This is a genomic window from Paraburkholderia bannensis, from assembly GCF_014200455.1.
Classification (GTDB): Bacteria; Pseudomonadota; Gammaproteobacteria; order Burkholderiales; family Burkholderiaceae; genus Paraburkholderia; species Paraburkholderia bannensis_A.
In genome coordinates this window covers 39,248-65,306 of the sequence record NZ_JACHBW010000007.1, presented here as the reverse complement: position 1 = coordinate 65,306, position 26,059 = coordinate 39,248, and the positions used below count along the sequence as shown (strand labels likewise).

Here is a 26,059-nt window from a genome sequence, read left to right as displayed (position 1 = left end):
AATGATCGAAACCGACAAACTCGCCGCGAATCGCGCATCGGACACCGGCGCCAGCCGCGTGATCGCGCCCACGCCCGCCTCGTCCGGCGAAGAAGCGTTCGAGCGCGCCTTGCGGCCGCGCCAGCTCGACGAATACGTCGGCCAGGAAAAGGTGCGCGGCCAGCTCGAAATCTTTATCGAAGCCGCCAAGCGCCGTTCCGAACCGCTCGACCATGTGCTGCTGTTCGGGCCGCCGGGTCTGGGCAAGACCACGCTCGCGCACATCATCGCGCGCGAAATGGGGGTCAGCCTGCGGCAAACCTCGGGTCCCGTGCTCGAACGCGCGGGCGATCTCGCCGCACTGCTCACCAATCTCGAAGCCAACGACGTCTTGTTCATCGACGAAATCCACCGGCTCTCGCCGGTCGTCGAGGAAATCCTGTATCCGGCGCTTGAGGATTATCAGATCGACATCATGATCGGCGAAGGTCCGGCCGCGCGCAGCGTCAAGCTCGATCTGCAGCCGTTCACGCTGGTCGGCGCGACCACGCGTGCGGGCATGCTCACCAACCCGCTGCGCGACCGGTTCGGCATCGTGTCGCGGCTGGAGTTCTACAACGCGGGCGAGCTCGCGCGCATCGTGCAGCGCTCCGCAGCGCTGCTGGGCGCGCAGATCGATCCCCACGGTGCGCTCGAAATCGCGCGTCGCTCGCGCGGCACGCCGCGTATCGCCAACCGCCTGCTGCGGCGCGTGCGCGATTACGCCGAAGTCAAAGCCGACGGCAACATCACCGCCGAGGTCGCCGATGCGGCGCTGCGCATGCTCGACGTCGATCCCGTCGGCTTCGATCTCATGGACCGCAAGCTGCTCGAAGCGATCCTGTACAAGTTCGACGGCGGCCCGGTGGGCGTCGACAACCTCGCCGCCGCGATCGGCGAAGAGCGCGACACCATCGAAGACGTGCTGGAGCCGTATCTGATCCAGCAAGGCTTCCTGCAACGCACGCCGCGCGGTCGCGTGGCCACGCAGATGACCTACCGCCACTTCGGCCTGACCGTCCCTGACAACGCCTCGAAGGGCGGCGACTGGGACCCGAACGAGGCGTAAAGCCACAGCCACCATGTCCGATCACGCCGGCCGCCGCCACGACGCTCCCGAACCGAAAGGTTTCGCCGCCCAGTTCGCGCAGCGCCTGCGTATGACGCTCGCCGAGAGCGTCACACACCTCACCACGGGCAGCGGCCCGAAGCTCGACTACTCGAATCCGCCGGGCGATCCGGGTCTGTTCGGACCCGACGCGATCTGCTGGAAAGTCCACGCCGATTTCGCCGGCATGATGGCAGGCGGCATCAGCGCGTTGCTGCTACAGGCGCTGCATCCGCTTGCGCTCGCGGGCGTTTGGGACCATTCCACCTTTCGCACCGATATTCTCGGCCGCTTGCGCCGCACTGCGACGTTCATCGCGGGCACGACCTACGGCAGCCGCGCCGATGCACTCGCGCTGATCGAACGCGTGAAAACCATCCACGCAAGCGTGACGGGCAGCGCGCCCGACGGTCGCCCGTATCGCGCAAGCGATCCGGCCTTGCTCACCTGGGTTCACGTCGCCGAAGTTTCGAGCTTTCTGGCTGCGTATCTGCGCTACGTGAATCCGGCGCTGCCGGGCGCGTTGCAGGATCAGTACTACGCCGAAGTCGCGCAGATCGCCCAGTTGCTCGGCGCGACCAGCGTGCCGCGCTCGCGCGCCGAAATCACCGCCTATCTGCAGGCGATGCAGCCCGAACTGGTTGCCAGCGAGCGCACGCGCGAAGTCGTGCGCGTGTTGATGGAAGCGCCGGCGCCGCGCCCGGCCATGCGTCCCGCCGGCGCGCTGATGCGCCAGGCCGGCATCGACCTGTTGCCGCCGTTCGCGCAGGCGATGCTGGGCTTCGATCGCTTTGCGCTTGCGCGCCGCAGTATCGTGCAGCCCGGCATGCGCGCCGTCGCGCCGGTGCTGCGCTGGGCGCTCGTGAACGGCGTATCGAAACGTGCGCGCCGCCGCGCCGCCATGCCGGCGTCGAAGTGAACCGGCAATCAAAAACGGCCAGCCGCTCGCGCGCACTGGCCGTTTCATTCTCAGCGTCCTTGAACGCCGCTTACATCTTCACCACGTCGAGCAGCGACTTCTTGCCTGCCTTGTAGTTGTAGAGCGAGATCACGCCATGCTTGAGATCGCCCTTCGAATCGAACACGGTTTCACCGATCACGCCCTTGTAGTCGGTGCCCGGGATTTGCGCGAGGACCTTGGCGTGGTCGGCCGAGTTCGCGCGCTTCATCGCATCGACGACGATATACACCGCGTCATAGGTGAACGGCGCATCGAATTCGACCGGATGGCCAAAGCGCTTGGTGTACTTCGCCGAGAACGCCGCACCGCCTTCCATGCGTTCGAGCGCCATGCCCGCCTGCGAGCAGACGATGTTGTCCGATGCCGCGCCCGCGAGCTGCGCAAGGCTTTCCGTGCAGACGCCGTCGCCTGCCAGCACCTTGGCGCGCAGGCCGAGTTGCTTCGCTTGCTTGGCGAACGGACCGCCGGTGGCGTCCATGCCGCCGTACATGATCGCGTCGGGGTTTTCGCCCTTGATCTTGGTCAGAATCGCGCGGAAATCGACGGCCTTGTCGTTGGTCGCATCGTGCGAGACGACCTTCAGGCCGAGCGACTTCGCGGTCTTCTCGAATTCGTTCGCGAGGCCCTGGCCGTAGGCGGTCGAGTCGTCGACCACGGCGACCGTCTTCACGTTCAGGCTCCTGGCCGCGTAGTTCGCCAGCGCCGGGCCTTGCTGCGCATCGGTCGCCACGACGCGGTACGTGGTCTTGAAGTTCTGCTGCGTGTACGACGGATTGGTCGACGACGGCGAAATCTGCACGATGCCCGCATCGCTATAGATCTTCGAAGCCGGAATCGACGCGCCCGAGTTCAAGTGACCGATCACCGCCACGACTCTGTCGTCGACGAGCTTTTGCGCGACCTGGGTGGCCTGGCGCGGATCGGCGGCATCGTCCTGGGCGTCGAGCACGAGCGTGACCTTCTGGCCGTTGATCGTGAGGCCCTTCGCGTTGATCTCTTCGACTGCGAGCCGCGCGCCGTTTTCGTTGTCCTTGCCGAGGTGGGCCGACCCACCCGTGAGCGGACCGACATGGCCGATCTTGACGACCTGATCCGCGGACGCATTCGCGCACATCGCGCCGAACGCCAGCACGGCGGCACTCAACGGCAACAACTTGTGAAGCTTGAACGTCATTGAAAATCTCCTGCTTTTTATGTCATTCGTTCTGGAAACAGCTTTTCGTTCTGCAACCCTGGCTTCGTCGCTCCGGCAGCGCGTGGTGCGTGCGCGTTCCTCTCCAACGCACGGCTGGCGCACGCAGACGTCGAGAGTCGCTGCGAGGCCCTACCGGCGCGGCAAAGCGCAAAGGTCGGAAGAATGGTAGCAGGCGGGTTCGTCCGGCGGCTAGCGGTTATCGCGCCGAAAACGTTGCGTGCGCAAACAGCAAAGGAGGCTTGACGCACGCGCCGGTCCAGGCATGGAACGTCGCGCGCGAATCGATCGGAGTGAGACTACAGCGAATTAACGGCCCGGTTCGGGCGTGCGCTTGAGGCCATCGTCGGCGCTTGCTGACGGCAGGTGCGAGACATCGCCCCACGAGACCACGCGTGCCGTCATGTGCGAACCCTCGCGCCCGAAATCGACCACGTTCACGCTCGTATTGAGCAGCGGCCACGCACGCGGCGCTTCGAGATCGATGCCGTTCGCGAAACGGTAAATGCAGTCGAGCACGCCGCCATGCGCCACGCATGCGATGCGCCCTTCGGGATGCTTTGCAAGGATCGGCTCCAGCGCATGCAGTACACGGTGATAGAGCTCGCGTTGCGATTCGCCCTCGGGCGGCGCGAAGCCGGGATCGCGCGTTTGCCAATGCGCGTATTCATCGGGAAAGCGTTCGGCGATCTGCTCGCTGTCGTGTGCCTGGAACGCGCCGTAGTTGCGCTCGCGCAAGCCTTCGGTGAGTTGAACCGTGAGCCCCAACGCCTGCGCGATGGGCTGCGCAGTTTGTTGCGCACGCATCAGATCGCTCGACCAGACTGCATCGAGCCGGGCGCCTTCCTGCGCTTCACGCTTGAAACGCGCGCCGAGCAATGCAGCCTGTTCGACGCCGCTCGTTGCGAGCGCAATGTCGATGTGCCCCTGGATGCGCTTGATACGGTTCCAGTCGGTTTCGCCGTGGCGGATAAAGAGGATCTGCGTCGTCATGAATGCTCGCCTCGGTCAGTTACGCACTTGCAGCCAGAACGTGACGGGCCCGTCGTTGACGAGCGACACCTGCATGTCCGCACCGAATTCGCCGGTCTCGACCGTGGAATGCTTCGCCCGTGCATTGGCGACGAAGTAGTCGAACAGACGTCGCCCTTCGTCGGGCGGTGCGGCGGGCGTGAAGCTCGGGCGCAGACCACTGTTGGTGTCCGCCGCCAGCGTGAACTGCGACACCAGCAGCAGACCGCCCGGCGTGCCGTTGCCGTCGATGTTCTGCACCGGCAGATTCATCTTGCCTGCCGCGTCGCTGAACACCCGATAGCCGAGCAGCTTCGCGAGCAGTTTGTCGGCGCTCGCTTCGGTGTCGCCGCGCTCCGCGCAGACGAGCGCGAGCAGCCCTTGGCCGATCTCGCCCGTCACGCGGCTCGCGTTGCCGTCCTGCACGCGCACGTCGGCGCGCAGCACGCGCTGGATCAGCGCGATCATGCGCTCAGCGTGATGCGCGCGAACCGGCGCTTACCGACCTGCACGATGAACTCGCCGGCTTCGACCTTCAGGCCCTTGTCGGACACGGTGGCGCCGTCGATCTTCACGCCGCCTTGCTCGATATTGCGCAGCGCTTCGCTGGTCGACGGCACGAGGCCGGCCTGCTTGAGCAACTGGCCGATCGCGAGCGGCGCGCCCGCGAGCGTGACCGCCGGAATGTCGTCCGGCACGCCACCCTTGGCGCGGTGGTTGAAGTCTTCGAGCGCGCGTTCGGCGTCGATCTGCGAGTGGAAGCGCGCGACGATTTCCTGAGCGAGCAGCACCTTGAAATCACGCGGATTGCGACCCGCCTCGATCTCACGCTTGAAGCCTTCGATCTCGTCCATCGGACGGAACGACAGCAGCGTGAAATAACGCCACATCAGCGTGTCCGAAATCGACATCAGCTTGCCGAACATATCGTTGGGCTTTTCGCTGATGCCGACGTAGTTGTTCTTGGACTTCGACATCTTTTCGACGCCGTCGAGGCCTTCGAGCAGCGGCATCGTCAAGATGCACTGCTGTTCCTGGCCGTACTGCTTCTGCAGTTCGCGACCGACCAGCAGGTTGAACTTCTGGTCCGTGCCGCCGAGTTCCAGATCCGCATTGAGCGCGACCGAGTCGTAACCCTGCATCAGCGGATAGAGGAATTCGTGGATCGAGATGGGCACGCCGCCCTGGAAGCGTTTGGTGAAATCCTCGCGCTCCAGAATGCGCGCGACCGTGTAGCGCGACGCCAGCTTGATCATGCCGTCGGCGCCGAGCGGCATCGACCATTCGCTGTTGTAGCGGATCTCGGTCTTTTCGCGATCGAGCACCAATGCGGCTTGTTCGAAATAGGTCCTGGCGTTCGACTCGATCTGCTCGCGCGTGAGCGGCGGACGCGTGGCGTTGCGGCCCGACGGGTCGCCGATCAGCGAGGTGAAGTCGCCGATCAGGAAGATCACGTTGTGGCCGAGATCCTGCAGCTGACGCATCTTGTTGAGCACGACCGTATGGCCGATGTGGATGTCGGGCGCGGTCGGATCGAGGCCGAGCTTGATGCGCAGCGGCTTGCCGGTGGCAGCGCTCTTCGCGAGCTTTTGCTGGAATTCTTCTTCGATCAGCAGTTCGTCGACGCCGCGTTTGGTGACGGCGAGCGCGTGACGAACTTCGTCGGTGACCGGAAAGGCGTCTTTCGAGCCGCTGCTATTGGGAGTGGAGTCGGTGCTCATGCTTCGATCGGTTCGATGTCGTTAAGTCGGTGTCTAGACCGGGATTTTACGTGATTCGACACGCGGGGCCGAGGTTTGGGCGTGTTTGGGTGCGTGCGTTCGCTGATGTGTGCTCTCGTCGCATTCCACACCGCGCGCCACAACCGGCCTTTCGGCTTACGCCGAACGGCCATTGCCCCGATAATCACCGTCAGGAAACCCCTTCCTCGCACTTACGACAGGAGCACAACGTGGCGGCACGCGACGCACAGAAATTTGAGAGCGCACACCCGGGCGACGGCGTGTATTTCGGTCTGATGTCCGGCACCAGCATGGATGGCGTGGACGGCATCGCCGTGCGTTTCGAACAGGGCCAGCGGCCGGTCGTGCTGGCCGAAGCTTTTGTCGGCTTTGCGCAGGGCTTGCGCGAGGCGCTGTTCTCGCTGCAGCAGCCCGGTGAAAACGAAATCGAGCGCGCCTCGCTCGCAGGCAATGCACTCGCCGCGCGCTATGCGGTCTGCTGCCACGAACTGCTGCGCGCGGGCAATCTGTCAGCCGATCAGGTGCGCGCGATCGGCGCGCATGGCCAGACCATCCGCCATCGGCCCGAAAAGGGCTTCACGGTGCAGATCCAGAACCCCGCGCTGCTCGCCGAACTCGCGCACATCGACGTGATCGCCGATTTCCGCAGCCGCGACGTTGCCTCGGGCGGCCAGGGCGCGCCGCTCGTACCGGCGTTTCACGCCACGGTATTCGGCTCGCGGGAAGAGACGCGCGTGGTCTGCAATCTCGGCGGCATCAGCAATATCACGGTTTTGAGCGCCACCGGCGCGGTGCGCGGCTTCGATTGCGGCCCGGCCAATGCCCTGCTCGATCTATGGGCCGAGCGCCATCTGGGCAAGCCTTACGACGAGAATGGCCAGTTCGCGGCGAGCGGCAATCTGCATCAGCCGCTGCTGAACGTACTGCTCGACGAACCGTTTTTCGAGCAGCAACCGCCCAAAAGCACGGGACGCGATCTGTTCAACGCGCAATGGCTCGACGACAAGCTCAAGGGTTTCGAAACGCTCACGCCCGCCGATGTGCAGGCCACGCTTGTCGCCCTGACCGCGGTGAGCATCGCGCGCGAAATCGAGCGTCATGCGGGTGACTGCCGCGCAGTCTACGTGTGCGGCGGCGGCGCGCGCAATCCGGCGCTGATGCAGGCGCTGCAGAAGGCGCTGGAAACGGGCGGCGTGGCAGGCGTGCCGGTCATGACGACCGAGGCGCTGGGCGTGCCGCCGCAGCAGGTGGAGCCGCTCGCTTTCGCCTGGCTGGCGATGCGCTGCGCGGCGCGCGAGCCGGGCAATCTGCCGGCCGTCACGGGCGCGGCCGGCGAACGCGTGCTGGGCGCGATTTATCCGCGATAAAGTTTGCTGTGCCAAAAAGAAACGGGGCCGAAGCCCCGTTTTTCTTTACCGCTTGCCGGTTCGATCAGACCGAGAACGACGAGCCGCAACCGCAGGTGGTCGAGGCGTTCGGGTTCTTGATGACGAACTGCGCGCCGTTCAGATCGTCCTTGTAGTCGATCTCGGCGCCGACGAGGTACTGGTAGCTCATCGAGTCGATCAGCAGATCGACGCCGTTCTTGGTCATCACGGTGTCGTCTTCATTGACGGTCTCGTCGAACGTAAAACCGTACTGGAAGCCCGAGCAGCCGCCGCCTTGCACGAACACGCGCAGCTTCAGCTCCGGGTTGCCTTCCTCGTCGATCAGTTGCTTGACCTTGTCAGCCGCTGCGTCGGTAAAAACGAAGGGACCGGGCATTTCAGTCACGGGGGTCTCGGTGACAGCGTTCATTCGAACTCTCCAAAAAAGCTTCTTGCCGCTATTGTAGGGCTGTTCCTGAGATCGTGCTTAAGCCCAGGAAATCAAGGGTTTCTCGCCACTTGTTTGATCCACATCGCAAATATGGATCAAACAAGTGGCGCGCGTTCGTACTTCTCATAAACGAAAAAACCGCCCGGCGCATTTCTGCGCGAGGCGGTTTTGCAGCAGCCATGCGTCTCCGCGAGGAACGCATGGACCACGAAGCGAAAATTAACGCTTCGAGAACTGCTTGCGGCGACGTGCCTTGTGGAAACCGACCTTCTTACGTTCCACTTCACGTGCGTCACGCGTAACGTAGCCAGCCTTCGACAGTTCCGGCTTCAGCGTTGCGTCGTAGTCCATCAGCGCGCGCGTGATGCCGTGGCGAACCGCGCCAGCCTGGCCGGTTTCGCCGCCGCCCGTCACGTTCACCTTGATGTCGAACGTCGTGCCGTGGTTCGTGAGTTCCAGCGGTTGACGCACGATCATCAGCGACGTTTCGCGCGAGAAGTAGTCAGCGATAGGCTTGCCGTTGACGATGATGTCGCCCTTGCCAGCCTTGATGAAGACACGTGCGACTGCGCTCTTGCGGCGGCCCGTACCGTAGTTCCAGTTACCGATCATGTGGGCTCCCCTTAGATCTCGAGCGCCTTCGGCTGTTGAGCCGAGTGCGGATGCGTTGCGTCTGCGTAGACCTTGAGCTTCTTGATCATCGCGTAGCCCAGCGGGCCCTTCGGCAGCATGCCCTTGACAGCCTTCTCGAGCGCGCGGCCCGGGAAACGCTCTTGCATCTTGCCAAACGTCGTTTCGTAGATACCGCCCGGGTAGCCCGAGTGACGGTAGTACTTCTTGTCGGTCGTCTTGTTGCCCGTGACCTTCAGCTTGCCGGCGTTGATGATGATGATGAAATCACCAGTGTCGACGTGCGGGGTGAACTCAGGCTTGTGTTTGCCGCGAAGACGGCGTGCCACTTCGCTGGCGACACGGCCGAGAACCTTATCCGTCGCGTCAATCACGTACCATTCGCGCTGCACTTCATGTGCCTTGGCGGAAAAAGTCTTCATGATCGATCCAAAAAATAACTTGTGCCCTGATTCGGTCCTGCTTGTGTGATGACGCTCGTTGGCGCCGGCGCAGGCTCTCCCTGGTCCGGGTTTCCCGCTTTCCCGTTTTGACACGAGAAACACGAGGAAACCGGCTTCCCCGCGGGCATGATGCGGGAAACCGACGATTATAAACTGAAAAGTCTTGTAAAGCCAAATAGTTAGCTTCAACGAGGCGCCGGACGGCACCGTCCTGCAAGCCGCTGGCTTTCGCTCCCGTTTCACCGACGTCACTCTCGAATTGCGCGGTCTGTCATCGACGCCTCGACTCGGTGCGTCTGCGACTCCTCTTGCCGCCCCCGAACAGGCCGCGCTCATGCGTCAATCCGACGCACCGATCCCCCGTCAAGGCTCCTACCGAAATCATTACGCGACGCGCAGACGTGACGGCAAAGTGCCGATGGGCGGCGCGTTGCCGCTCCAGACTCACCATGGAACAGAACGGATATGAAAAAGCCAGTCATCGCGGCAGCCATCGCTCTGGTTGCGATCAGTACGAACGCATTTGCCAGATATCAGGACTGCGACGCACGCATTAACGCAATCAAGACCAAAATCCAGATCGCGAAGCAATGGGGCAACGTCGGCCAGGCCGCCAGCCTCGAATCCGAACTCTCGGCCGCGAAGGCAGAGTGTGCGGGTCCAGCTCAAGCTGCACGCGCCGAGCGCGACGTGGCACAGCAACAGGAAGACGTCCGCAGGGCGCAGGCCGATGTCGATGAAGCATCCGACAGGCTGCGCGACGCACAAAGCCGCGGCGATACACAACGAATCGCACAAGCCGAGCGAAGGCTGGCCGACAAGCAGGACAGGCTCCGCGAAAAAATCGACGACCTTCACCGCGCGCAAGCCGCGCTAAAGGGCTAAAAACCCGGGAAGCTCGATCTGCGGTAAGCCGAAGTGCAGTAGGTATCTGCAGCGGGCGGACGAAAAAAAGCCCAAGCGCGTTTGCTCGGGCTTAATCCACTCTTTGGAGGAGGGTGGAGGAGACATGCTGAGGTGTCGTGAAGCAAGACAACCAATGTAAGTAACTATACCGATCGGCCTTGTGCAACGCAAGAAAATTCGCATTATGAATCTAAACACCATAATGCGAAATTATAAAAATATCTGCTCACAGAAAAAATATCCATAAGAATCAGATATTTATCAATAAACGACGGTGTGTGCCCCTCATTTCAGTAGAGCGAAACCCCTAATCACGGGAGGGAAATACCCTTGCGGTCGCGGCTTCGCGTCGCAACATTCCGGCAGAGCGCATGATGGGCATGCGCCATGTCCCCCCGGACATACCAGTAGGCCGCGGGCTACAATGCCGGCTGAATCGAGATAATTTGCGCAGGGGCAAACGCATGGAAGTCAAAGTAAGCTGGATGGGTCAGGATGGCATGGCTTTCGCCGCCGAAACGGGTAGCGGCCATCTGGTCAACATGGACGGAGCCCCGGAAGGCGGCGGTCATAACCTCGCGCCGCGCCCGATGGAAATGGTGCTGCTCGGCACCGGCGGCTGCACGGCGTACGACGTGGTGCTGATCCTCAAGAAGAGCCGCCAGGAAGTGAGCGGCTGCAACGTGACGCTCAAGGCCGAACGTGCGAGCGAAGATCCCAAGGTCTTCACGAAGATCCACTTCCACTTCACCGTGACGGGCAAGAACCTGAACCCGGCCACCGTCGAACGCGCGATCAACCTGTCGCACGACAAGTACTGCTCGGCGTCGATCATGATCGGCAAGACCGCCGAAATCACGCACTCGTTCGAGATCGTCGCGGTTTAAAACCCGGGGCGAAAAAAGAAAAAGCCGGCGCGGTTCTCGATGAACCGCGCCGGCTTTTTGCATCAATGAGGCTGCAAAGCAGGCCGATAAGCCGGATTCTGTGCGCACGTCGCGTCCGAAGACGCGCCGCGCGTGGCAGCCATTCCTCTAGGCGCGCCATTGCTGACGCGCTCAAGCTTCCTACCCGCAGACGAAATGGGGGCCCCATCCTGCATCCCGAAGATGCGCGCCTGCCTACTTGGAATTGCTCCGGGTGGAGGTTACCGTGCCGTCTACGTCACCGCAGACGCGGTGCGCTCTTACCGCACCGTTTCACCCTTACCTGATCCCGACCGAAATCGGGCCATCGGCGGTCTGTTCTCTGTTGCCCTGTTCCGCGTGTCACCACGGATGGCCGTTAGCCATCACCCTGCCCTGTGGAGTCCGGACTTTCCTCGCCCCCTCGACCGAAATCTCGGGGCCGCGACTGCCTGGCCTGCTTTGCGAGGCGCGATATTAGCACGGCTTCAGACCTGACGCTGACGCCGACCAGGCCGAAACACCGAGGTATCGTCGTAGAACACCGCTTCTTCATTAGGCGCCCACCAGCCCGGAATGCCCAGCACCGGCAGCGGCGCGAAGCTACGGCCATTCAGATCGGCCACGCTTGCGAGCGTTTTGCTCACCATCTCGTCGAGATACGCATTGCGCAGCGCACGCGGCCAGGCGAAATACGCCTCGGGCACGTCGATCACCCACGCGTGCGCCGTGCACGCCGCATAGGGCGCGACCAGCTTTTCGAGTAGTGCGTGGCCGAACACGCGCACTTCGCATGCAACGTCCCACTTCGCGCGAGCGTCGACGAACAGCGCGCGCCAGTCGAACTCGCGCAGCGCTCGTGTCAGCGCGGCATCGGCACTCGCGAACAGCACGGCGTTTTCATCGAACAGCGTGAGCGCGTCGCGCACGCCGCCGCGCGTCGGGCCGACGCCCAGCACGTCGATGGCATCGGCCTGGCGCGCGTTGAGCGCCGCCTTGATGCGCGGGAACTCAAACCAGTGCAGCGCGTTGAAGAAGTCGTGCAGGTTGTGGCGTGTGGGCACGCCGCCCGTCGCGGCGATGTGGCCTTCGTAGGACGCGCCTGCGGGCAGATCGTCCTGCGCGATGAAATGCAGCGCCTGGCCGCGGCCGGTGCGATGAGCGGCGGCGCGCGCATCGGCGTTCAGTTCGGCCAGATAAGGTGCGTAGCCCGCCAGCGCCGCCTGTTGCCAGCGGCGTCCACGTGATTCGTGCTGGGCGAACCACGGGTGCGCCCAGTCGATATCGGCGAAATGGCCTTCGGGAAGGCTGCGGCGCGGCGCTTTTTGAGGGATCGATGCGCTCGCATCGATCGTTTCAGGCATCGCCACGCCGACGCTCGCTACGCTCAAACCAGCTTCCAGCCGATGGTCTCGCCGCCGCGCAGCGGCACGACCGGCACGCCGCCCGCTTCGATTTCGCCCGGCAGTTCCCAGTCTTCGCGGCGCAGCGTGACGGTTTCGGCGGCACGCGGCAGGCCGTAGAAGTCCGCGCCGTAGAAGCTGGCGAAGCCTTCGAGCTTGTCGAGCGCGCCCGCGTTGTCGAACGCTTCCGCGTAGAGTTCGAGCGCGTGCAGCGCCGTGTAGCAACCCGCGCAGCCGCAGGCGTGCTCCTTGAGCCCCTTCGCGTGCGGCGCGCTATCCGTGCCGAGGAAGAAGCGCGCATCGCCCGACGTGGCCGCTTCGACCAGCGCGAGGCGGTGCGTTTCGCGCTTGAGCACCGGCAGGCAGTAGTAATGCGGACGAATCCCGCCGAGGAAGATCGCGTTGCGGTTGTACAGCAGGTGATGCGCCGTGATGGTCGCGCCCAGCAGGCCGGGCGCGGCGTTATCGGCACGGATGTAATCGACAGCGTCCTTGGTCGTGATGTGCTCGAACACCACCTTCAGGCCCGGGAAATCGCGGCGCAGCGGCGTCATTACACGGTCGATAAAGACTTTTTCGCGGTCGAACAGGTCGATGTCGGGACTCGTCACTTCGCCGTGCACGAGCAGCGGCATGCCCACTTCCTGCATCGCTTCGAGCGCCTTCGCGCACTTGCGGATGTCGGTCACGCCGGCGTCGGAATTCGTGGTCGCGCCCGCCGGATACAGCTTCACGCCATGCACGAAGCCGCTCGCCTTCGCGCGGCGGATCTCGTCGGCGGGGGTGTTGTCGGTGAGATAGAGCGTCATCAGCGGCTCGAACGTCATGCCCGCGGGCAGCGCCGCGAGGATGCGGTCGCGGTACGCCGAGGCCATTTCGGTCGTGGTGACCGGCGGCTTCAGGTTCGGCATGATGATCGCGCGGCCGAACTGGCGCGCGGTGTGCGGCAGGACGGCGGCGAGCATCGCGCCGTCGCGCACGTGCAGGTGCCAGTCGTCGGGGCGGGCGAGCGTGAGAGTCGTGGGGGTGGAAGCATTCATGGCTAGTCTGGTACGTGTGACGCGGAAGAATTTGCGCCAAGCATCGCGGATACACGGCAGCGGACGTCGCGCGCACACGACAGCGGCTTGTCCGCCACATCGGTGCGACCGCCGTTCCGGCGCGCTTTCACGCGGGACGGGAAAGCATCCGACAAATTTCGTATTGGCGCGCCGCAGGCCGGTGATATGCTTGGAAAATCATCATTGTACCGGGTCATGAGGTTAGCTTCGGCCCCGCTTCGCCCGCTGTACCACAGCATCTGATACGCGCCATGTGCCAACTTCTCGGAATGAACTGCGCCGCGCCGACGGACGTCACGTTCTCCTTCACCGGATTCGCGGCGCGCGGCGGCGCCACCGATCACCACGCCGATGGCTGGGGTATCGCGTTCTTCGAGGACAAGGCCTGCCGCCTCTTCATCGACAACGAAGCCTCGGCCCGCTCGCCCCTCGCCGAGATGGTCAAGCGCTATCCGATCAAATCCCGCAACACCATCGCGCATATCCGCAAGGCTACGCAAGGCGGCTGCTCGCTGGAAAACAGCCACCCGTTCCAGCGCGAGCTGTGGGGCCGGCACTGGATCTTCGCGCACAACGGCGACCTGCAGGACTTCAATCCCGTGATGACGGGCGTGTATCAGCCGGTCGGCACGACCGATAGCGAGCGCGCTTTCTGCCTGCTGCTGCAAGGCTTGCGCAAGGCATTTCCGGGTTCGCAGCCGCCTCTGGACGAACTGTTCGCCGCGCTTGAGACGCTCACGCGCGAGATCACGCAGTTCGGCGTGTTCAATTTCCTGATGTCGAATGGCCAGGCGCTGTTCGCGCATTGCTCCACGCATCTGCACTATCTGGTGCGCCGCTGGCCGTTTTCGACCGCGCATCTGGTGGACGCGGACGTCTCCATCGACTTCGCGAAATACACCACGCCTGAAGACCGCGTGGCCGTGATCGCCACCGCGCCGCTCACCGACAACGAAGTCTGGACGCGCTTCGCGCCCGGCGATCTGCTGATGTTCCAGCACGGCGAGGTGATCGCGCAGACCCGCGTGCCGGTACCGCAGAAGGTGCTCGACAAACTGAAGAATCCGGCGCTGGACGCGTCGGCGAGTGCGTCGCGCGTGGCGCCCTGCCCTTCGTTGAACGTGCAAGCGGGCGAAATCGACGCGGAAGCCGTCGATGCCCTGCAGAGCTGGGGCGAATAAGCACCCTACCGCGTCAAACGAAAAAAAGCCGCGCACGCCCTGAGGGCTGCGCGGCTTTTTGCATTGTTGCTTCGTCGATCAGTGCAGGATCTTGGCGAGGAAGTCCTTCGCGCGATCCGACTTCGGATTGGCGAAGAAGTCATCCTTGCGGTCGTCTTCGACGATGGCGCCCTTGTCCATGAAGATCACGCGGTGCGCGACCTTCTTCGCAAAGCCCATTTCGTGCGTCACGCACATCATGGTCATGCCTTCCTGCGCCAGTTCCACCATCACGTCGAGCACTTCGTTGATCATTTCCGGATCGAGCGCGGACGTCGGTTCGTCGAACAGCATCGCCACCGGGTCCATCGACAGCGCGCGCGCAATCGCCACGCGCTGCTGCTGACCGCCCGAAAGCTGGCCGGGGAATTTATCGGCGTGCGCGCGCAGGCCCACGCGATCGAGCAGCTTCAAGCCCTTTTGCGTGGCTTCGTCCTTGCTGCGGCCAAGCACCTTGATCTGCGCGAGCGTCAGATTTTCAGTGATCGACAGATGCGGGAACAGCTCGAAGTGCTGGAACACCATGCCCACTTTCGCGCGCAGCTTGGAGAGATTGGTGCGCTTGTCGCCCACCGACTGGCCGTTCACGAGGATCTCGCCCTGCTGGAACGGCTCAAGTCCGTTGACGGTCTTGATGAGCGTGGACTTGCCCGAGCCCGACGGCCCGCACACCACCACCACCTCGCCCTTCTTCACTTCCGTCGTGCAGTCGGTCAGCACCTGGAACTGGCCGTACCACTTCGAAACGTTCTTAATTGAAATCATCTTGCGACCTTTTTCTGAAGACCTTTCACAAGGCTCGACGCGATCACGCAGATCACGAAATAGCATGCGCCCGCGAACAGTACCATCTCGACCATTGTTCCGTCACGGTCGCCAATGTTGGTGGCGGTGCGGAAGAAGTCGGCGAGACTGATCACATACACGAGCGACGTGTCCTGAAAGAGCACGATGGCCTGCGTGAGCAGCAGCGGCACCATCGCGCGAAACGCCTGCGGCAGCACCACATACTGCATCGCCTGGCCGTAACGCATGCCCAGCGCGAAGGACGCGTTGACCTGCCCGCGCGGCACCGCCTGAATGCCGGCGCGAATGATCTCGGAATAATACGCGGCCTCGAACAGCGAGAACGCGATCATCGCCGAAGCGAGGCGAATGTCGATGTCGGGCGACAGGCCCAGCAGATTCTGCAGCACCTGCGGCACGATCAGGAAGAACCACAGCAGCACCATCACCAGCGGAATCGAGCGGAACACCGTGACGTAGCCCTTGGCGAACCACTCCAGCGGCTTGACGCCCGACAGGCGCATGAGCGCGAGCAGCGTGCCCCACAGAATCCCAACGACGATCGCGCAAACCGTGATCTTGAAGGTGACGATGGCGCCGGTCCACAAGGTAGGCAGTGCGCCCGGAATACCGCTCCAGTCGAAATGATGCATCACTTGCCTCCGATATAGCCTGGCAGCCGGGTCTTCGCTTCGACCCAGCGCATCAGCGCCATCACGATCACATTGATCAGCACATACGCGAGCGTGACCGAGATGAACGACTCATAGGTTTGCGCCGTGTAGTCCACCAGCTGACGCGCCTGCGCGGACAGATCGAGCAGTCCGATGGTGGACGCCACCGCCGAGTTCTTGAAGATATTCAGGAATTCGGACGTGAGCGGCGGCACGATGATGCGATACGCAACCGGCAGGAGTACGTAGCGATACGTCTGCCATTGCGTGAATCCCATCGCCAGACCCGCGGCGCGCTGGCCGCGCGGCAACGCGTTGATGCCCGAGCGCACCTGCTCGCACACGCGCGCAGCCGTGAACAGACCCAGACAGATCACCGAGGCCGTAAAGAACTGGATGCCCGGCGGCAGCTGCTTGAATGCATTGCCAAGCGAAGGCGGCACGAGTTCCGGCAGCACGAAGTACCAGATGAAGAACTGCGCGATGAGCGGGATGTTGCGGAAGATCGCCACGTAGACCGTGCCGACGCCCGCGAGGAAACGGTTCGGCGCCGTGCGCAGCACGCCGAAGAATGAACCGACGACGAGCGCGATCACCCACGCGCACAGCGACACCGACACCGTCACCCACAGGCCCGAAATGAGCCAGCCAAGGTACGTGGTGGGTTCGCCCGTCGAGACCGGGCTGAGCAGAATGCCCCAGTTCCAGTGATAGGACATGAAGAGACTCCAACAAAAAGAACGGAAGAAGCGCCGCTTTTGCGTCCGCTTCTTCCGTCCTGTGTTACACGCTGATCAGGTGGTTAAGGCCGCGATCAGTCGATAGCCTTGTCGTTCGGGCTCTTGTAGAGCGCCTTCATGTCGTCGCTTTCCGGGAAGTTCAGGTTGAGACCCTTCGGCGGAATCGGCGATTCGAACCACTTCTTGTAGATCGCGTCGGCTTCGCTCGACATTTCGACCTTGGCGATGGCGTCGTCGGCGACCTTCTTGAACTCGGGGTCGTTCTTGCGCAGCATGCAGCCGTAAGCCTCACGCGATTGCGGCGTGCCGACGATCACGAAATCGCCCGGATTGTTCGACTTGGCGCGCTCGCCTGCAAGCAGCGCGTCATCCATCATGAACGCCACTGCGCGGCCGGTGGAGAGCGTCATGAACGATTCGCCATGATCCTTCGCGCTGATGATGTTCATGCCCAGGTTCTTGTCCTGGTTCATCTTGCGCAGCAGGCGCTCGGACGTCGTGCCCGCCGTCGTCACGACGGTCTTGCCCTTGAGGTCGGCGAAATCCTTGATGCCCGAATCCTTCTTCGTCATCAGGCGCGTGCCGATCACGAAGATCGTGTTCGTGAAGGCAGCTTGCTGCTGACGCTCGACATTGTTGGTCGTCGAGCCACATTCGATGTCGATCGTGCCGTTCTGCACGAGCGGAATGCGGTTCTGCGAGGTGATCGGCACCATCTTGACCTTGAGGTTAGGCATGTTCAGCTTCTGCTTCACGGCCTCGACGATCTTGAGCGCGTAGTCCTGCGAGTAGCCGATCACATTCTGCTTGTCGTCGTAGTACGAAAACGGAATCGACGATTCGCGGTGACCCAGCGAGATGACGCCGGTGTCCTTGATTTTTTTGAGCGTCCCCGAGTCCTGCGCATGTGCACCGACGGCGACCAGACCGAGGGTGGCGAGAACGAGGGCGGCCTTTTTGAATTTCATCTGTGATCTCCTTCTTGGCATGGATCGAGCGCAGTGTAGCAAAGTAACTTTATTGAAAGAATAAAGGCCGACCCTGGCGTTGCAACCACGCACAACCCGCTCCATGACAGGGTTGCACGCTGCATGAAATTGCACCCTGTCGCGGCTTTTTCATCTTTTTTTCACAGTGCGAATGCAAAAACGGGCGGCCCCTTGTGGGGACCGCCCGTTCGTTACCTCTCACCGCCGGCGTATAACCGGCGACGCAATTTTTACCGCTTCGATCAGGGGTACAGACCGCGCATTTCGCGCGCCATCAGGATGCGCTTACATGCCACGATAAACGCCGCCGTACGCATCGACACACCTTGCTCGCTCGACACTTGCCAGACCGCCGTAAACGCTTCGCGCATGACGCGCTCCAGACGTTCGTTGATTTCGCCTTCGGTCCAGAAGAAGCTCGAAAAGTCCTGCACCCACTCGAAGTACGAAACGGTCACGCCGCCCGCGTTCGCCACCACGTCCGGAATCACGAGGATGCCCTTGTCGTGCAGGATGTCGTCGGCTGCCGTCGTGGTCGGGCCGTTTGCGCCTTCGACGATGATCTTCGTGCGGATCTTGCCAGCGTTCTGTTCCGTGATCTGGTTTTCCAGCGCGGCCGGAATCAGGATGTCGGTTTCGATGGTCCAGAATTCGTCGTTGCTCAGCATGTCGGCGCCGGCGAAGCCTGCCACGCCGCCTGTCTTCGCAACGTGTTCGAGCAGCGCGTCGGCGTCGATACCGGTCGACTTATAGAGCGAACCCGTGTGGTCCTGCACCGCGACGAGCTTCGAGCCCGCTTCCTGGAACAGACGCGCAGCGATGCCGCCGACGTTGCCGAAACCCTGCACGGCAATGCGTGCGCCTTCGATCGACAGACCCTTGCGGCGAGCCGCTTCGCAACCCACCACGAACACGCCGCGGCCGGTGGCTTCGCGACGGCCGAGCGAGCCGCCCAGCGAGATCGGCTTGCCGGTCACGACGCCGGTGGACGTCTGCCCCTGGTTCATGGAGTACGTGTCCATCATCCACGCCATGATCTGCTCGTTCGTGTTGACGTCCGGCGCAGGAATGTCGGTGTTCGGTCCGATGATGATGCCGATTTCGCTGGTGTAGCGGCGCGTCAGGCGCTCAAGCTCACCACGCGAAAGCGTACGCGGATCGACGCGGATACCGCCCTTCGCACCGCCGTACGGCACGTTCACCGCGGCATTCTTCACCGACATCCATGCCGACAGCGCCATCACTTCGGACAACGTAACGTCCTGGTGATAACGCACGCCGCCCTTGCCGGGACCGCGCGAGACGTTGTGCTGAACGCGATAGCCTTCGAAGTGCGCCACCGTACCGTTATCGAGTTCGATCGGGCAATCGACGATCAGGATGCGCTTCGGACGCTTGAGCGTTTCGAGCCAGCGCGACAGCGAGCCGAGGTACGGCGCGACGCGATCCACCTGACGGAGATAGTTGCCCCACGGACCGAGCGCGTCGGCGTGAAGATAGGAAGGAACCGAAGACACAGCAGACTGCGATTGGGATGACATGAACGCTCCAAGCGATCGAACAAGTGCCGCCATTGTCAGAAAACACCTTCACTCGCGCCAATGCCGTTTGTTCATCACGTTATGCTTTTCGTGCATAACGTTGGAAAATTCGCAAGAATGTGTCGCGGATACCCTGTAACGGCGGGCGTTTGCGGGAATCGCGACGGCGCGTCAACGTGACGCAACGATTGTTTCCGGCCGCGCAAAACAGCCATGCGAAAGCGGACACGGCGGCTTGCGCTGCCGTGTCCGCTTTCGCATCGGGCGTATTCGTAACTGAGGCGGGGCTTAGCCGCGCGCGATTTCCGCGCTCACCGCATCCCAAAGCGCGCGCACCAGCGCTTCGCGGGCGTCGTCGCCCTGGGCGGCAAGCTTGTCGCGATAGAGGCGGATCTCCATGTCGAGCGTGAATTGCCCCTCGGGCGCGCCGCGCGTGCCGCGATCGAGGCGCATCAGCTTGCCCTGCGCAACCGCCTCCTCCACCGCGCTGTGCGGCAGGAACGCGATGCCGTGACCGGCCTGCGTCATCGCCTTGAGCCCTTCGGCCATGTCGGTTTCATAGACGCGGTCGAGGTAGAGCCGCGTGGGCGCATTGGCGACGATCACCTCGGTCATGCGGCCGAGGTACGCGTTGGGCGTGTAGGAGAGATAGGGCGTGGGCGCGTCGGGCGTGCCCGGCAGCGTGTAGCGCGCGCGGCCCGCGCGCTGCGGCGCCGAGTACGGGCTGATCGATTCGATGCCGAGCGTGAGCGTGTCGTAGCGCGCCGGATCGAGCGTCACGGGATGGCTCGGATGGTGATAGCCCATCACCAGATCGCAGCCGCCTTCGACCAGCGACAGCACGGCGTCGTGCACGTTGAGCGCGCGCAGGCGCGTGTGGATGCGGCCGAGCTTGGCCTCGATGCGCTGCAGCCAGCGCGGGAAATAGGTGAGCGAAAGCGTATGCGGCACCGCGAACTCGATGGTCGCGGCGGGCGTGGCCGTGTGGCCGCGCAGCACCGTGCGCGCCTCATGGAATTGCGAAAGCATCGCCAGCGCCTGTTCGTAGAACACCTGGCCCGCCGAGGTGAGGCGCGTGGGATAAACCGAACGATCGATCAGTTCGGTGCCGAGCCACGCTTCGAGCGCCTGGATGCGGCGCGAGAACGCCGGTTGGGTGACGTGGCGCAGCTCGGCTGAGCGGCTGAAACTATGCGTTTCCGCGAGCGAAACGAAGTCTTCGAGCCATTTGAGTTCCATGCGGGACAGGCATTCGGATGAGAAGTCCGCATTCTAGGCCCGACCGCGCCAGGCCGTGGCGAATTTCTGTCAGCGCGCGTTGCTAGCGCGGCTAGAGCGTCTAGCGTGGCGATTCGGCCAGCGCCGTTCGCAACGCCGCCACCACGCCACTCCAATCGCCGAGCGTGGTCTGCCGGAACACGCGCGCCGACGGATACCAGACGGAATCCTCGCGCCCCGCCCCCCAGCGCCAATCCGGCTGCGCCGCCAGCAGCACCCAGACCGGCTTGCCGAGCGCGCCCGCGAGATGCGCAACCGAGGTATCGACGGTAATCACCAGATCGAGGTTCTCGATCAGCGCCGCCGTGCCGGCGAAATCGTGCAGTTCGTCGCCAACTGCGTGCAGCGGCCAGCGGCCCGCGACCTCCGTAAGCTGGGTCGCGCCGGGACCTTTCTGGATCGCGAACCAGGCGTTGCCGTCGAGCGCCGCGAGCGGCAGCAAGGTCGTCAGCGGCACGGACCGGAAGGCGTCGAAGTGATGGCGCGGATTGCCCGCCCAGACCAGCCCGATGCGCCTGCGCGCGCCCTGCGCGAGCTTCGCCAAGCGCTCGCGCCACGCGTCGGCTTGCGTCGCATCGGCGTGCATGTAGGGCGTGACGGCGTAGATCGGCTGGCCGGGAAACTTCAGCGGCAGGCTCATCACGTCGCACCAGTAGTCGTAATGACGCGCGATGGTCTCGTCGCCTGGCGCGGCGTCGAGAACGCGCGAAACGCCCGGCACGGTCGCCACGAGCGAGGCCAGTTCCGGGGCGACCCAGGCGTCGACCTGCGCGCCCATCGCCGCCATCGGCCCCGCGTAACGCACGAACTGGATCTGGTCGCCCACGCCCTGCTCGCGCGCGATCAACACGCGTTTGCCCGCGAGCGGTTCGCCCTGCCATTCGGCGCAGGGAAGCTCGCGGTAGTTGGCTTTGGCCGTCGAGGTGAGCTTGCGGTTTTCGAACAGCGGCCACCCCGCCGCATAGTCCCCACGCCGCAACAGCAGCATGCCCAGCTGGAATTGCGACTCGGGCAAGCCCGGGTTCATCTCCAGCGCGCGCCGGTAATGGACTTCCGCTTCGTCGTAGCGTGCGAGCGCGGTAAAAGCGAAAGCGAGGTTGTTCACTGCGCCCGCTGCGTCCGGTTTGAGCGCGATGGCCCGCCGATACAGGGGAATCGCCTCTTCGTAGCGATGCAAGGCGTCGTAGGCATAGCCCAGTTCGAAGTGCGCGCTGGCGTTGTCCGGCTCGCGCGCGACCACGGGCTCAAAGCACGCCGCCGCCTGCTCATGGCGCCTCGCGCCGCGCAAAAGCCGCCCCAGATTCATGAGCGTCGGCGTGTCGTTCGCGCCGAGCGCCTGCGCCTCGCGATACTGCACGATGGCGTCGTCTGCGCGCCCCGCCTTTTCCAGCGTGCGGCCCAGATTGAAGGCGAACTGCGCGGATTGTGGCTCCAGCGCCCGCGCGCGGCGGTAATGGCGCTCCGCATCGGCGGTCTCGCCCAGCTCCATCAGCGCGTTGCCAAGGTTGTTGTGCGCGTTGGCGAAATCGGGCATCTGTTCGATGGCCTGGCGCTGGAACGCAGCCGCGCCGGACTGATCGTTCAGGCGCGCGGCCGCCACGCCCCGATTGCTCAGGCAGTGGGCGTCATAAGGTGCAAGCGCGAGCGCGCGGTCCATCAAGAGCGCGGCGGCGGCGCAGTCGTCGCGGCCCATGGCGAGCACGCCCAGATAGTGCAACGCGGCGGCGCAGCCAGGATCTTGCGCGAGCGCCAGCTCGTAGAGCGCCTGCGCCGCGAGGTGGCGGCCGGCGCGATGCTCGGCGAGACCGGCATCGACAATCGTTGCGGCATCTGACACAGCGTCAGACTGGAGAGAAGCGGAATCGTGATTCATGCGGAACGCCCGGCGGGAAGCAGCCAACGCTGCCGAGGCTCTCAAGGTAGCGCCGCGCCCCCCCCAAGTCTGTCAGATAAGTCCGAAAACCCTGCCAGCGCCACCGGGGCTTGCCGCTCTGGATTGCCGCCCGGGCGCTGTCAGCGTGGTGATAAAATAACAGGCTCCCCCCGGTTCCTTTCTGATCGTAACGCTACACGTTACGTCCCCATCATGTCCGACACTCGTCCCGATACCCTCTACGCGCTCAACGCGCTCTCCCCGCTCGACGGCCGCTACGCGTCGAAAACCGAAGCCCTGCGCGACTGGCTCTCGGAAGCCGCCTTCATGCGCAACCGCGTGACCGTCGAAATCCACTGGCTGATCGCGCTGTCGCAAGCCGGCTTCGCGGAAGTGCCGCGTTTCTCGGAAGCGTCGGAGCAGTTCCTGCTCAAGCTCGCCGAGAACTTCACGGCGCACGACGCCGCGCGCATCAAGGACATCGAGCGCGTCACGAACCATGACGTAAAGGCCGTCGAATACTGGCTCAAGGAATCGGTCAAGGGCCAGCCGGAACTGGAACGCGCAAGCGAGTTCATCCACTTCGCCTGCACCTCGGAAGACATCAACAACACCTCGCACGGCCTGATGCTCGCGGGCGCACGCGAACACGTCATCCTGCCGGCGCTGCGTTCGGTGTACGAGCGCCTCGTGAAGCTCGCGCATGCGCAGGCCGACCAGCCGATGCTCTCGCGCACGCACGGCCAGCCCGCCAGCCCCACGACGCTCGGCAAGGAAATCGCCAACGTCGCGGCGCGTCTCGCACGCGCGATCACGCGCATCGAGAAGGTCGAACTGCTGGGCAAGATGAACGGCGCGGTGGGCAACTTCAACGCGCATCTGTCGGCGTATCCGGAATTCGACTGGGAAGCGTTCTCGAAGGAAGTCGTCGAGCAGCGTCTGAAGCTGGTGTTCAACCCGTACACGATCCAGATCGAGCCGCACGATTACATGGCTGAGCTGTTCGACGCCGTCGCGCGCGCGAACACCATCCTGCTGGATCTGGACCGCGACGTGTGGGGCTACATCTCGCTCGGTTACTTTAAGCAGAAGCTGAAGGCCGGCGAAATCGGTTCGTCGACCATGCCGCACAAGGTCAACCCGATCGACTTCGAAAACTCGGAAGGCAACCTGGGCCTCGCCAACGCGACGCTGCGCCATCTTTCCGAGAAGCTGCCGGTTTCGCGCTGGCAGCGTGACCTCACCGACTCGACGGTGCTGCGTAACATCGGCGTGGCGTTCGGCTACTCGCTGCTCGCCTATGACGCGCTGATCCGCGGCCTCGACAAGCTCGAAGTGAACCCGCAGCGTCTGAACGAAGACCTCGACGCCACGTGGGAAGTGCTGGCCGAGCCGGTTCAAACGGTCATGCGCCGCTACGGCATCGAAAACCCGTACGAACAGCTCAAGGAACTCACGCGCGGCAAGGGCATCACGCGCGAGGCGCTGCAGACCTTCGTTGCCGGTCTGGCGATTCCGGAAGACGCGAAGAAGCTGCTGATGGACATGACGCCGGCCTCGTACATCGGCAAGGCTGCCGAACTGGCCAAGCGCATCGCTTAAGCTTCCCTGGCGCGCTTTCCTTGCGCGCTGAGAGCGAAAAAGCCCCGGTTTTTCAACCGGGGCTTTTTTATCCGCGAGGAATCGGGCTACGCGAATCAACCTGCGCGGCGCGTTTCCAGCTGCTTCAACACCTCGTCGACGATCTGCTCGGGCGTGAGCTCGATGCTCACGATAATCGCTTCGTCGGTGCCAGGCTCTTCGAGCGTGTCGAGCTGGCTTTGCAGCAGCGACGGATCGAAGAAGTGGCCCGTGCGCGTCGCCAGACGCTCGTGCAGCACTTCGAACGAACCCTTGAGGTAGACGAAGCAGACGTCGTGGTCGCCGCCGCGCAGGATGTCGCGGTACGAACGCTTGAGCGACGAACAGGTAAACACGGCCGTCTCCTGCGCGCGCTGCTTTTCCTCGATGGCCGCGCGGATCGTGCGCAGCCAGGGCCAGCGGTCGTCGTCGGTGAGCGGGATGCCGTCGTGCATCTTCTGCTTGTTGGCTTCGCTGTGGAAAGCGTCGCCGTCCGTAAAGGTGCACTTGAGGCGCTCGGCGAGCATTTCGCCGATACGCGTCTTGCCGGCGCCCGACACGCCCATTGCTATCAGAATCATCAACTGCTCCTCATGAATCGGAGCACGCGCTCCGACCCCACACGTAAATTACCGTTACACCACTGCCGAAAGCGCGAACGTCAGTCCGAGGCCCAGCAGCGAAATGATGGTCTCCAGCAGCGACCAGGTCTTGAACGTCTGACCCACGGTCATGCCGAAATATTCCTTGATCAGCCAGAAACCGCCGTCGTTGACGTGCGAGAAGATCAGCGAGCCCGAACCCGTGGCCAGCACCAGCAGTTCCGGCTGCACGTTCACGCCCGCCGCCGTGGCGATCGGTGCGACGATGCCGCAGGCCGTCGTCATCGCGACCGTGGCCGAACCCGTCGCGAGACGGATCAGCGCGGCGACCAGCCAGCCCAGCAGCAGCGGGGACAGATGCGCGGTCTGCGCGAGATCGACAATCTCCTTCGACACGCCGCTATCCATCAGCACGCGGCCAAAACCGCCGCCGGCACCGACGATCAGCGTGATACCGGCGATCGGCGCGAGACAGTCGCCGCAGAACTTCTGGATCTGCTCGCGGTTGAAGCCGCGCGCAGCACCGAAGGTCCAGAAGCTTACCAGCACCGCGATCAGCAGCGCGACATCCGAGGTGCCGACAAAGTGCAACAGCCTGTTAGGCAGCGTCTTGGGCGTGAATACCAGATCGGCCCACGAGCCGATCAGCATCAGGATCACCGGCAGCAGGATCGTGAAGAGCGTGATGCCGAAGCTCGGCAGTTCGCTGTCGGGTTTCGGTTCGGCCTTGCTGACGAACTGCGCGGACAGCGGATTGTTTTCCGGCAGCTTGATGTGGCGATGGATGAACAGCGCGAACAGCGGTCCCGCCACGATCGCCGTCGGAATGCCGACGATCAGACCATAGGCAATCGTGCGGCCGATATCGGCGTGATATGCCTGCACCGCGAGCAGTGCGGCCGGGTGCGGCGGAATCAGGCCGTGCACCACCGACAGACCCGCGACCATCGGCAGCCCGATCAGCAGCAGCGACTTGCCGGTGCGCTTGGCGACGTTGAACGCGATCGGAATCAGCAGCACGAAGCCCACTTCGAAGAACACCGGCAAGCCGACGATCACCGCGACGCACATCATCGCCCAATGAATGTTCTTCTCGCCGAACCAGCGGATCAGCGTGGTGGCGATGCGCTCCGCCCCGCCCGATTCGGCCATCATCTTGCCGAGCATCGTGCCCAGGCCCACCACGATCGCGATGTGGCCGAGCGTGTTGCCGTTGCCGGTCTCGAATGATTTGACGATCTGATCCATCGGCATGCCGCTGGCCAGACCCAGCAGCATCGAAACGATGATCAGGACGAGAAACGGATAAACCTTGAAGCGCGTGATCATCAAGATCAGCAATGCAATCGCGACAAGCGCGTAAATCAGCAGAAAACTGCCGTGGGCCACTCCCATGAGGCTCCTCTCCAGGTAGTTGTTCATTCCCCTCCGCGGCCACGCGGCGACGCTCGATTGCGCGCCTGGCGGAAGGGGTCGGCCGTCGCCGGGCCGAGATTGTAGAGGTTATAACGGCTTTCGGCGCTGTCTGCTCGAAAGAC

Annotated in this window: 25 protein-coding genes and 1 other RNA gene; 7 read left to right on the top strand and 19 right to left on the bottom strand. The window is 63.4% G+C overall.

Annotated elements, in window-relative coordinates; genetic code table 11:
* Position 1: 1 nt before the first annotated feature.
* Together ruvB and F4827_RS13290 are read left to right on the top strand one after the other, a co-directional pair.
* Complete coding sequence (ruvB, locus tag F4827_RS13295) at positions 2–1,087, top strand: Holliday junction branch migration DNA helicase RuvB (RefSeq protein WP_183724414.1); 1,086 nt, start codon at positions 2–4, stop codon at positions 1,085–1,087.
* Positions 1,088–1,178: 91 nt separating this feature from the next.
* Positions 1,179–2,045 (top strand): oxygenase MpaB family protein, encoded by an 867-nt coding sequence (locus tag F4827_RS13290; protein ID WP_260175203.1) that lies wholly within the window; start codon positions 1,179–1,181, stop codon positions 2,043–2,045.
* 70 nt (positions 2,046–2,115) lie between these two features.
* On the opposite strand, the gene F4827_RS13285 is transcribed toward F4827_RS13290, so the two are convergent.
* The 4 genes from F4827_RS13285 to tyrS all read right to left on the bottom strand — a co-directional run bounded on the left by F4827_RS13285 (position 2,116) and on the right by tyrS (position 6,011).
* A complete protein-coding gene (locus F4827_RS13285; protein WP_183724412.1) occupies positions 2,116–3,261 on the bottom strand; it encodes a branched-chain amino acid ABC transporter substrate-binding protein in 1,146 nt (381 codons plus the stop codon).
* A 327-nt stretch (positions 3,262–3,588) separates the two neighbouring features.
* Positions 3,589–4,272, bottom strand: coding sequence for a histidine phosphatase family protein (locus F4827_RS13280; RefSeq protein ID WP_183724411.1), 684 nt, complete (start codon positions 4,270–4,272; stop codon positions 3,589–3,591).
* A 15-nt stretch (positions 4,273–4,287) separates the two neighbouring features.
* Positions 4,288–4,758 (bottom strand): D-aminoacyl-tRNA deacylase, encoded by a 471-nt coding sequence (gene dtd / locus F4827_RS13275; RefSeq protein ID WP_183724410.1) that lies wholly within the window; start codon positions 4,756–4,758, stop codon positions 4,288–4,290.
* A complete protein-coding gene (gene tyrS / locus F4827_RS13270; protein ID WP_183724409.1) occupies positions 4,755–6,011 on the bottom strand; it encodes a tyrosine--tRNA ligase in 1,257 nt (418 codons plus the stop codon). The genes dtd and tyrS overlap by 4 nt, the downstream gene beginning before the upstream one ends.
* A gap of 230 nt (positions 6,012–6,241) precedes the next feature.
* Between tyrS and F4827_RS13265 the strand changes: the two genes are divergently transcribed.
* On the top strand, positions 6,242–7,399 hold the full coding sequence (locus F4827_RS13265; protein ID WP_183724408.1) for an anhydro-N-acetylmuramic acid kinase: 1,158 nt from the start codon (positions 6,242–6,244) through the stop codon (positions 7,397–7,399).
* 64 nt (positions 7,400–7,463) lie between these two features.
* Here the strand turns inward: F4827_RS13265 and erpA are convergent, their stop codons facing one another.
* The 3 genes from erpA to rplM all read right to left on the bottom strand — a co-directional run bounded on the left by erpA (position 7,464) and on the right by rplM (position 8,902).
* Entirely contained in the window at positions 7,464–7,829 is a 366-nt protein-coding gene (erpA, locus tag F4827_RS13260; RefSeq protein WP_027816867.1) for an iron-sulfur cluster insertion protein ErpA, read from the bottom strand.
* A gap of 240 nt (positions 7,830–8,069) precedes the next feature.
* Positions 8,070–8,462 (bottom strand): 30S ribosomal protein S9, encoded by a 393-nt coding sequence (rpsI, locus tag F4827_RS13255; RefSeq protein WP_183724407.1) that lies wholly within the window; start codon positions 8,460–8,462, stop codon positions 8,070–8,072.
* 11 nt (positions 8,463–8,473) lie between these two features.
* On the bottom strand, positions 8,474–8,902 hold the full coding sequence (gene rplM / locus F4827_RS13250; protein ID WP_027795838.1) for a 50S ribosomal protein L13: 429 nt from the start codon (positions 8,900–8,902) through the stop codon (positions 8,474–8,476).
* 486 nt (positions 8,903–9,388) lie between these two features.
* Here rplM and F4827_RS13245 point away from each other — a divergent pair, with 486 nt between their 5' ends.
* Together F4827_RS13245 and F4827_RS13240 are read left to right on the top strand one after the other, a co-directional pair.
* Complete coding sequence (locus F4827_RS13245) at positions 9,389–9,808, top strand: DUF1090 family protein (protein ID WP_183724406.1); 420 nt, start codon at positions 9,389–9,391, stop codon at positions 9,806–9,808.
* A gap of 485 nt (positions 9,809–10,293) precedes the next feature.
* A complete protein-coding gene (locus F4827_RS13240) occupies positions 10,294–10,716 on the top strand; it encodes an OsmC family protein (protein ID WP_167061121.1) in 423 nt (140 codons plus the stop codon).
* Positions 10,717–10,787: 71 nt separating this feature from the next.
* On the opposite strand, the gene rnpB is transcribed toward F4827_RS13240, so the two are convergent.
* From rnpB to pyrC, 3 genes are all read right to left on the bottom strand, one after another.
* Positions 10,788–11,198: RNase P RNA component class A (gene rnpB, locus F4827_RS13235), an RNA gene on the bottom strand.
* A 24-nt stretch (positions 11,199–11,222) separates the two neighbouring features.
* A complete protein-coding gene (locus F4827_RS13230) occupies positions 11,223–12,125 on the bottom strand; it encodes a DUF3025 domain-containing protein (protein ID WP_260175178.1) in 903 nt (300 codons plus the stop codon).
* The gene (gene pyrC, locus F4827_RS13225) at positions 12,122–13,177 is read right to left on the bottom strand and encodes a dihydroorotase (RefSeq protein ID WP_183724405.1); all 1,056 of its coding nucleotides are present in this window, start codon (positions 13,175–13,177) and stop codon (positions 12,122–12,124) included. The genes F4827_RS13230 and pyrC overlap by 4 nt, the downstream gene beginning before the upstream one ends.
* A gap of 272 nt (positions 13,178–13,449) precedes the next feature.
* Here pyrC and F4827_RS13220 point away from each other — a divergent pair, with 272 nt between their 5' ends.
* A complete protein-coding gene (locus tag F4827_RS13220) occupies positions 13,450–14,379 on the top strand; it encodes a class II glutamine amidotransferase (RefSeq protein WP_183724404.1) in 930 nt (309 codons plus the stop codon).
* Between the two features lie 78 nt (positions 14,380–14,457).
* On the opposite strand, the gene F4827_RS13215 is transcribed toward F4827_RS13220, so the two are convergent.
* The 7 genes from F4827_RS13215 to F4827_RS13185 all read right to left on the bottom strand — a co-directional run bounded on the left by F4827_RS13215 (position 14,458) and on the right by F4827_RS13185 (position 22,299).
* Positions 14,458–15,183, bottom strand: coding sequence for an amino acid ABC transporter ATP-binding protein (locus tag F4827_RS13215; RefSeq protein ID WP_027816873.1), 726 nt, complete (start codon positions 15,181–15,183; stop codon positions 14,458–14,460).
* On the bottom strand, positions 15,180–15,857 hold the full coding sequence (gene gltK, locus F4827_RS13210) for a glutamate/aspartate ABC transporter permease GltK (protein ID WP_183724403.1): 678 nt from the start codon (positions 15,855–15,857) through the stop codon (positions 15,180–15,182). Before gltK ends, F4827_RS13215 begins: the two co-directional genes overlap by 4 nt.
* The gene (locus F4827_RS13205) at positions 15,857–16,597 is read right to left on the bottom strand and encodes an amino acid ABC transporter permease (RefSeq protein ID WP_183724402.1); all 741 of its coding nucleotides are present in this window, start codon (positions 16,595–16,597) and stop codon (positions 15,857–15,859) included. The genes gltK and F4827_RS13205 overlap by 1 nt, the downstream gene beginning before the upstream one ends.
* 95 nt (positions 16,598–16,692) lie before the next feature.
* A complete protein-coding gene (locus tag F4827_RS13200) occupies positions 16,693–17,586 on the bottom strand; it encodes a glutamate/aspartate ABC transporter substrate-binding protein (protein WP_183724401.1) in 894 nt (297 codons plus the stop codon).
* 263 nt (positions 17,587–17,849) lie between these two features.
* A complete protein-coding gene (locus F4827_RS13195) occupies positions 17,850–19,148 on the bottom strand; it encodes a Glu/Leu/Phe/Val dehydrogenase (protein WP_183724400.1) in 1,299 nt (432 codons plus the stop codon).
* A 288-nt stretch (positions 19,149–19,436) separates the two neighbouring features.
* Positions 19,437–20,387, bottom strand: coding sequence for a LysR family transcriptional regulator (locus F4827_RS13190; RefSeq protein WP_183724399.1), 951 nt, complete (start codon positions 20,385–20,387; stop codon positions 19,437–19,439).
* A gap of 100 nt (positions 20,388–20,487) precedes the next feature.
* Positions 20,488–22,299 (bottom strand): tetratricopeptide repeat protein, encoded by a 1,812-nt coding sequence (locus F4827_RS13185; RefSeq protein ID WP_183724398.1) that lies wholly within the window; start codon positions 22,297–22,299, stop codon positions 20,488–20,490.
* A gap of 213 nt (positions 22,300–22,512) precedes the next feature.
* Here F4827_RS13185 and purB point away from each other — a divergent pair, with 213 nt between their 5' ends.
* Positions 22,513–23,901 (top strand): adenylosuccinate lyase, encoded by a 1,389-nt coding sequence (purB, locus tag F4827_RS13180; protein ID WP_183724397.1) that lies wholly within the window; start codon positions 22,513–22,515, stop codon positions 23,899–23,901.
* 95 nt (positions 23,902–23,996) lie between these two features.
* Here the strand turns inward: purB and F4827_RS13175 are convergent, their stop codons facing one another.
* Both F4827_RS13175 and F4827_RS13170 read right to left on the bottom strand, forming a co-directional pair.
* Positions 23,997–24,500 (bottom strand): gluconokinase, encoded by a 504-nt coding sequence (locus F4827_RS13175; RefSeq protein WP_183724396.1) that lies wholly within the window; start codon positions 24,498–24,500, stop codon positions 23,997–23,999.
* A 54-nt stretch (positions 24,501–24,554) separates the two neighbouring features.
* Positions 24,555–25,916, bottom strand: a complete 1,362-nt coding sequence (locus F4827_RS13170; RefSeq protein ID WP_183724395.1) for a GntP family permease — start codon at positions 25,914–25,916, stop codon at positions 24,555–24,557.
* Between the last annotated feature and the right edge of the window lie 143 nt (positions 25,917–26,059).

Bases quoted from the DNA above. Each gene is read 5' to 3' on its own strand.
- erpA (WP_027816867.1), bottom strand. From the start codon at position 7,829: ATGAACGCTGTCACCGAGACCCCCGTGACTGAAATGCCCGGTCCCTTC.
- F4827_RS13215 (WP_027816873.1), bottom strand. From the start codon at position 15,183: ATGATTTCAATTAAGAACGTTTCGAAGTGGTACGGCCAGTTCCAGGTG.
- purB (WP_183724397.1), top strand. From the start codon at position 22,513: ATGTCCGACACTCGTCCCGATACCCTCTACGCGCTCAACGCGCTCTCC.
- rplM (WP_027795838.1), bottom strand. From the start codon at position 8,902: ATGAAGACTTTTTCCGCCAAGGCACATGAAGTGCAGCGCGAATGGTAC.
- F4827_RS13280 (WP_183724411.1), bottom strand. From the start codon at position 4,272: ATGACGACGCAGATCCTCTTTATCCGCCACGGCGAAACCGACTGGAAC.
- F4827_RS13170 (WP_183724395.1), bottom strand. From the start codon at position 25,916: ATGGGAGTGGCCCACGGCAGTTTTCTGCTGATTTACGCGCTTGTCGCG.
- F4827_RS13195 (WP_183724400.1), bottom strand. From the start codon at position 19,148: ATGTCATCCCAATCGCAGTCTGCTGTGTCTTCGGTTCCTTCCTATCTT.
- ruvB (WP_183724414.1), top strand. From the start codon at position 2: ATGATCGAAACCGACAAACTCGCCGCGAATCGCGCATCGGACACCGGC.
- dtd (WP_183724410.1), bottom strand. From the start codon at position 4,758: ATGATCGCGCTGATCCAGCGCGTGCTGCGCGCCGACGTGCGCGTGCAG.
- F4827_RS13205 (WP_183724402.1), bottom strand. From the start codon at position 16,597: ATGTCCTATCACTGGAACTGGGGCATTCTGCTCAGCCCGGTCTCGACG.
- F4827_RS13290 (WP_260175203.1), top strand. From the start codon at position 1,179: ATGACGCTCGCCGAGAGCGTCACACACCTCACCACGGGCAGCGGCCCG.
- F4827_RS13200 (WP_183724401.1), bottom strand. From the start codon at position 17,586: ATGAAATTCAAAAAGGCCGCCCTCGTTCTCGCCACCCTCGGTCTGGTC.
- tyrS (WP_183724409.1), bottom strand. From the start codon at position 6,011: ATGAGCACCGACTCCACTCCCAATAGCAGCGGCTCGAAAGACGCCTTT.
- gltK (WP_183724403.1), bottom strand. From the start codon at position 15,857: ATGCATCATTTCGACTGGAGCGGTATTCCGGGCGCACTGCCTACCTTG.
- rpsI (WP_183724407.1), bottom strand. From the start codon at position 8,462: ATGATCGGTAACTGGAACTACGGTACGGGCCGCCGCAAGAGCGCAGTC.
- F4827_RS13175 (WP_183724396.1), bottom strand. From the start codon at position 24,500: ATGATTCTGATAGCAATGGGCGTGTCGGGCGCCGGCAAGACGCGTATC.
- F4827_RS13190 (WP_183724399.1), bottom strand. From the start codon at position 20,387: ATGGAACTCAAATGGCTCGAAGACTTCGTTTCGCTCGCGGAAACGCAT.
- F4827_RS13240 (WP_167061121.1), top strand. From the start codon at position 10,294: ATGGAAGTCAAAGTAAGCTGGATGGGTCAGGATGGCATGGCTTTCGCC.
- F4827_RS13285 (WP_183724412.1), bottom strand. From the start codon at position 3,261: ATGACGTTCAAGCTTCACAAGTTGTTGCCGTTGAGTGCCGCCGTGCTG.
- F4827_RS13245 (WP_183724406.1), top strand. From the start codon at position 9,389: ATGAAAAAGCCAGTCATCGCGGCAGCCATCGCTCTGGTTGCGATCAGT.
- F4827_RS13185 (WP_183724398.1), bottom strand. From the start codon at position 22,299: ATGAATCACGATTCCGCTTCTCTCCAGTCTGACGCTGTGTCAGATGCC.
- pyrC (WP_183724405.1), bottom strand. From the start codon at position 13,177: ATGAATGCTTCCACCCCCACGACTCTCACGCTCGCCCGCCCCGACGAC.
- F4827_RS13220 (WP_183724404.1), top strand. From the start codon at position 13,450: ATGTGCCAACTTCTCGGAATGAACTGCGCCGCGCCGACGGACGTCACG.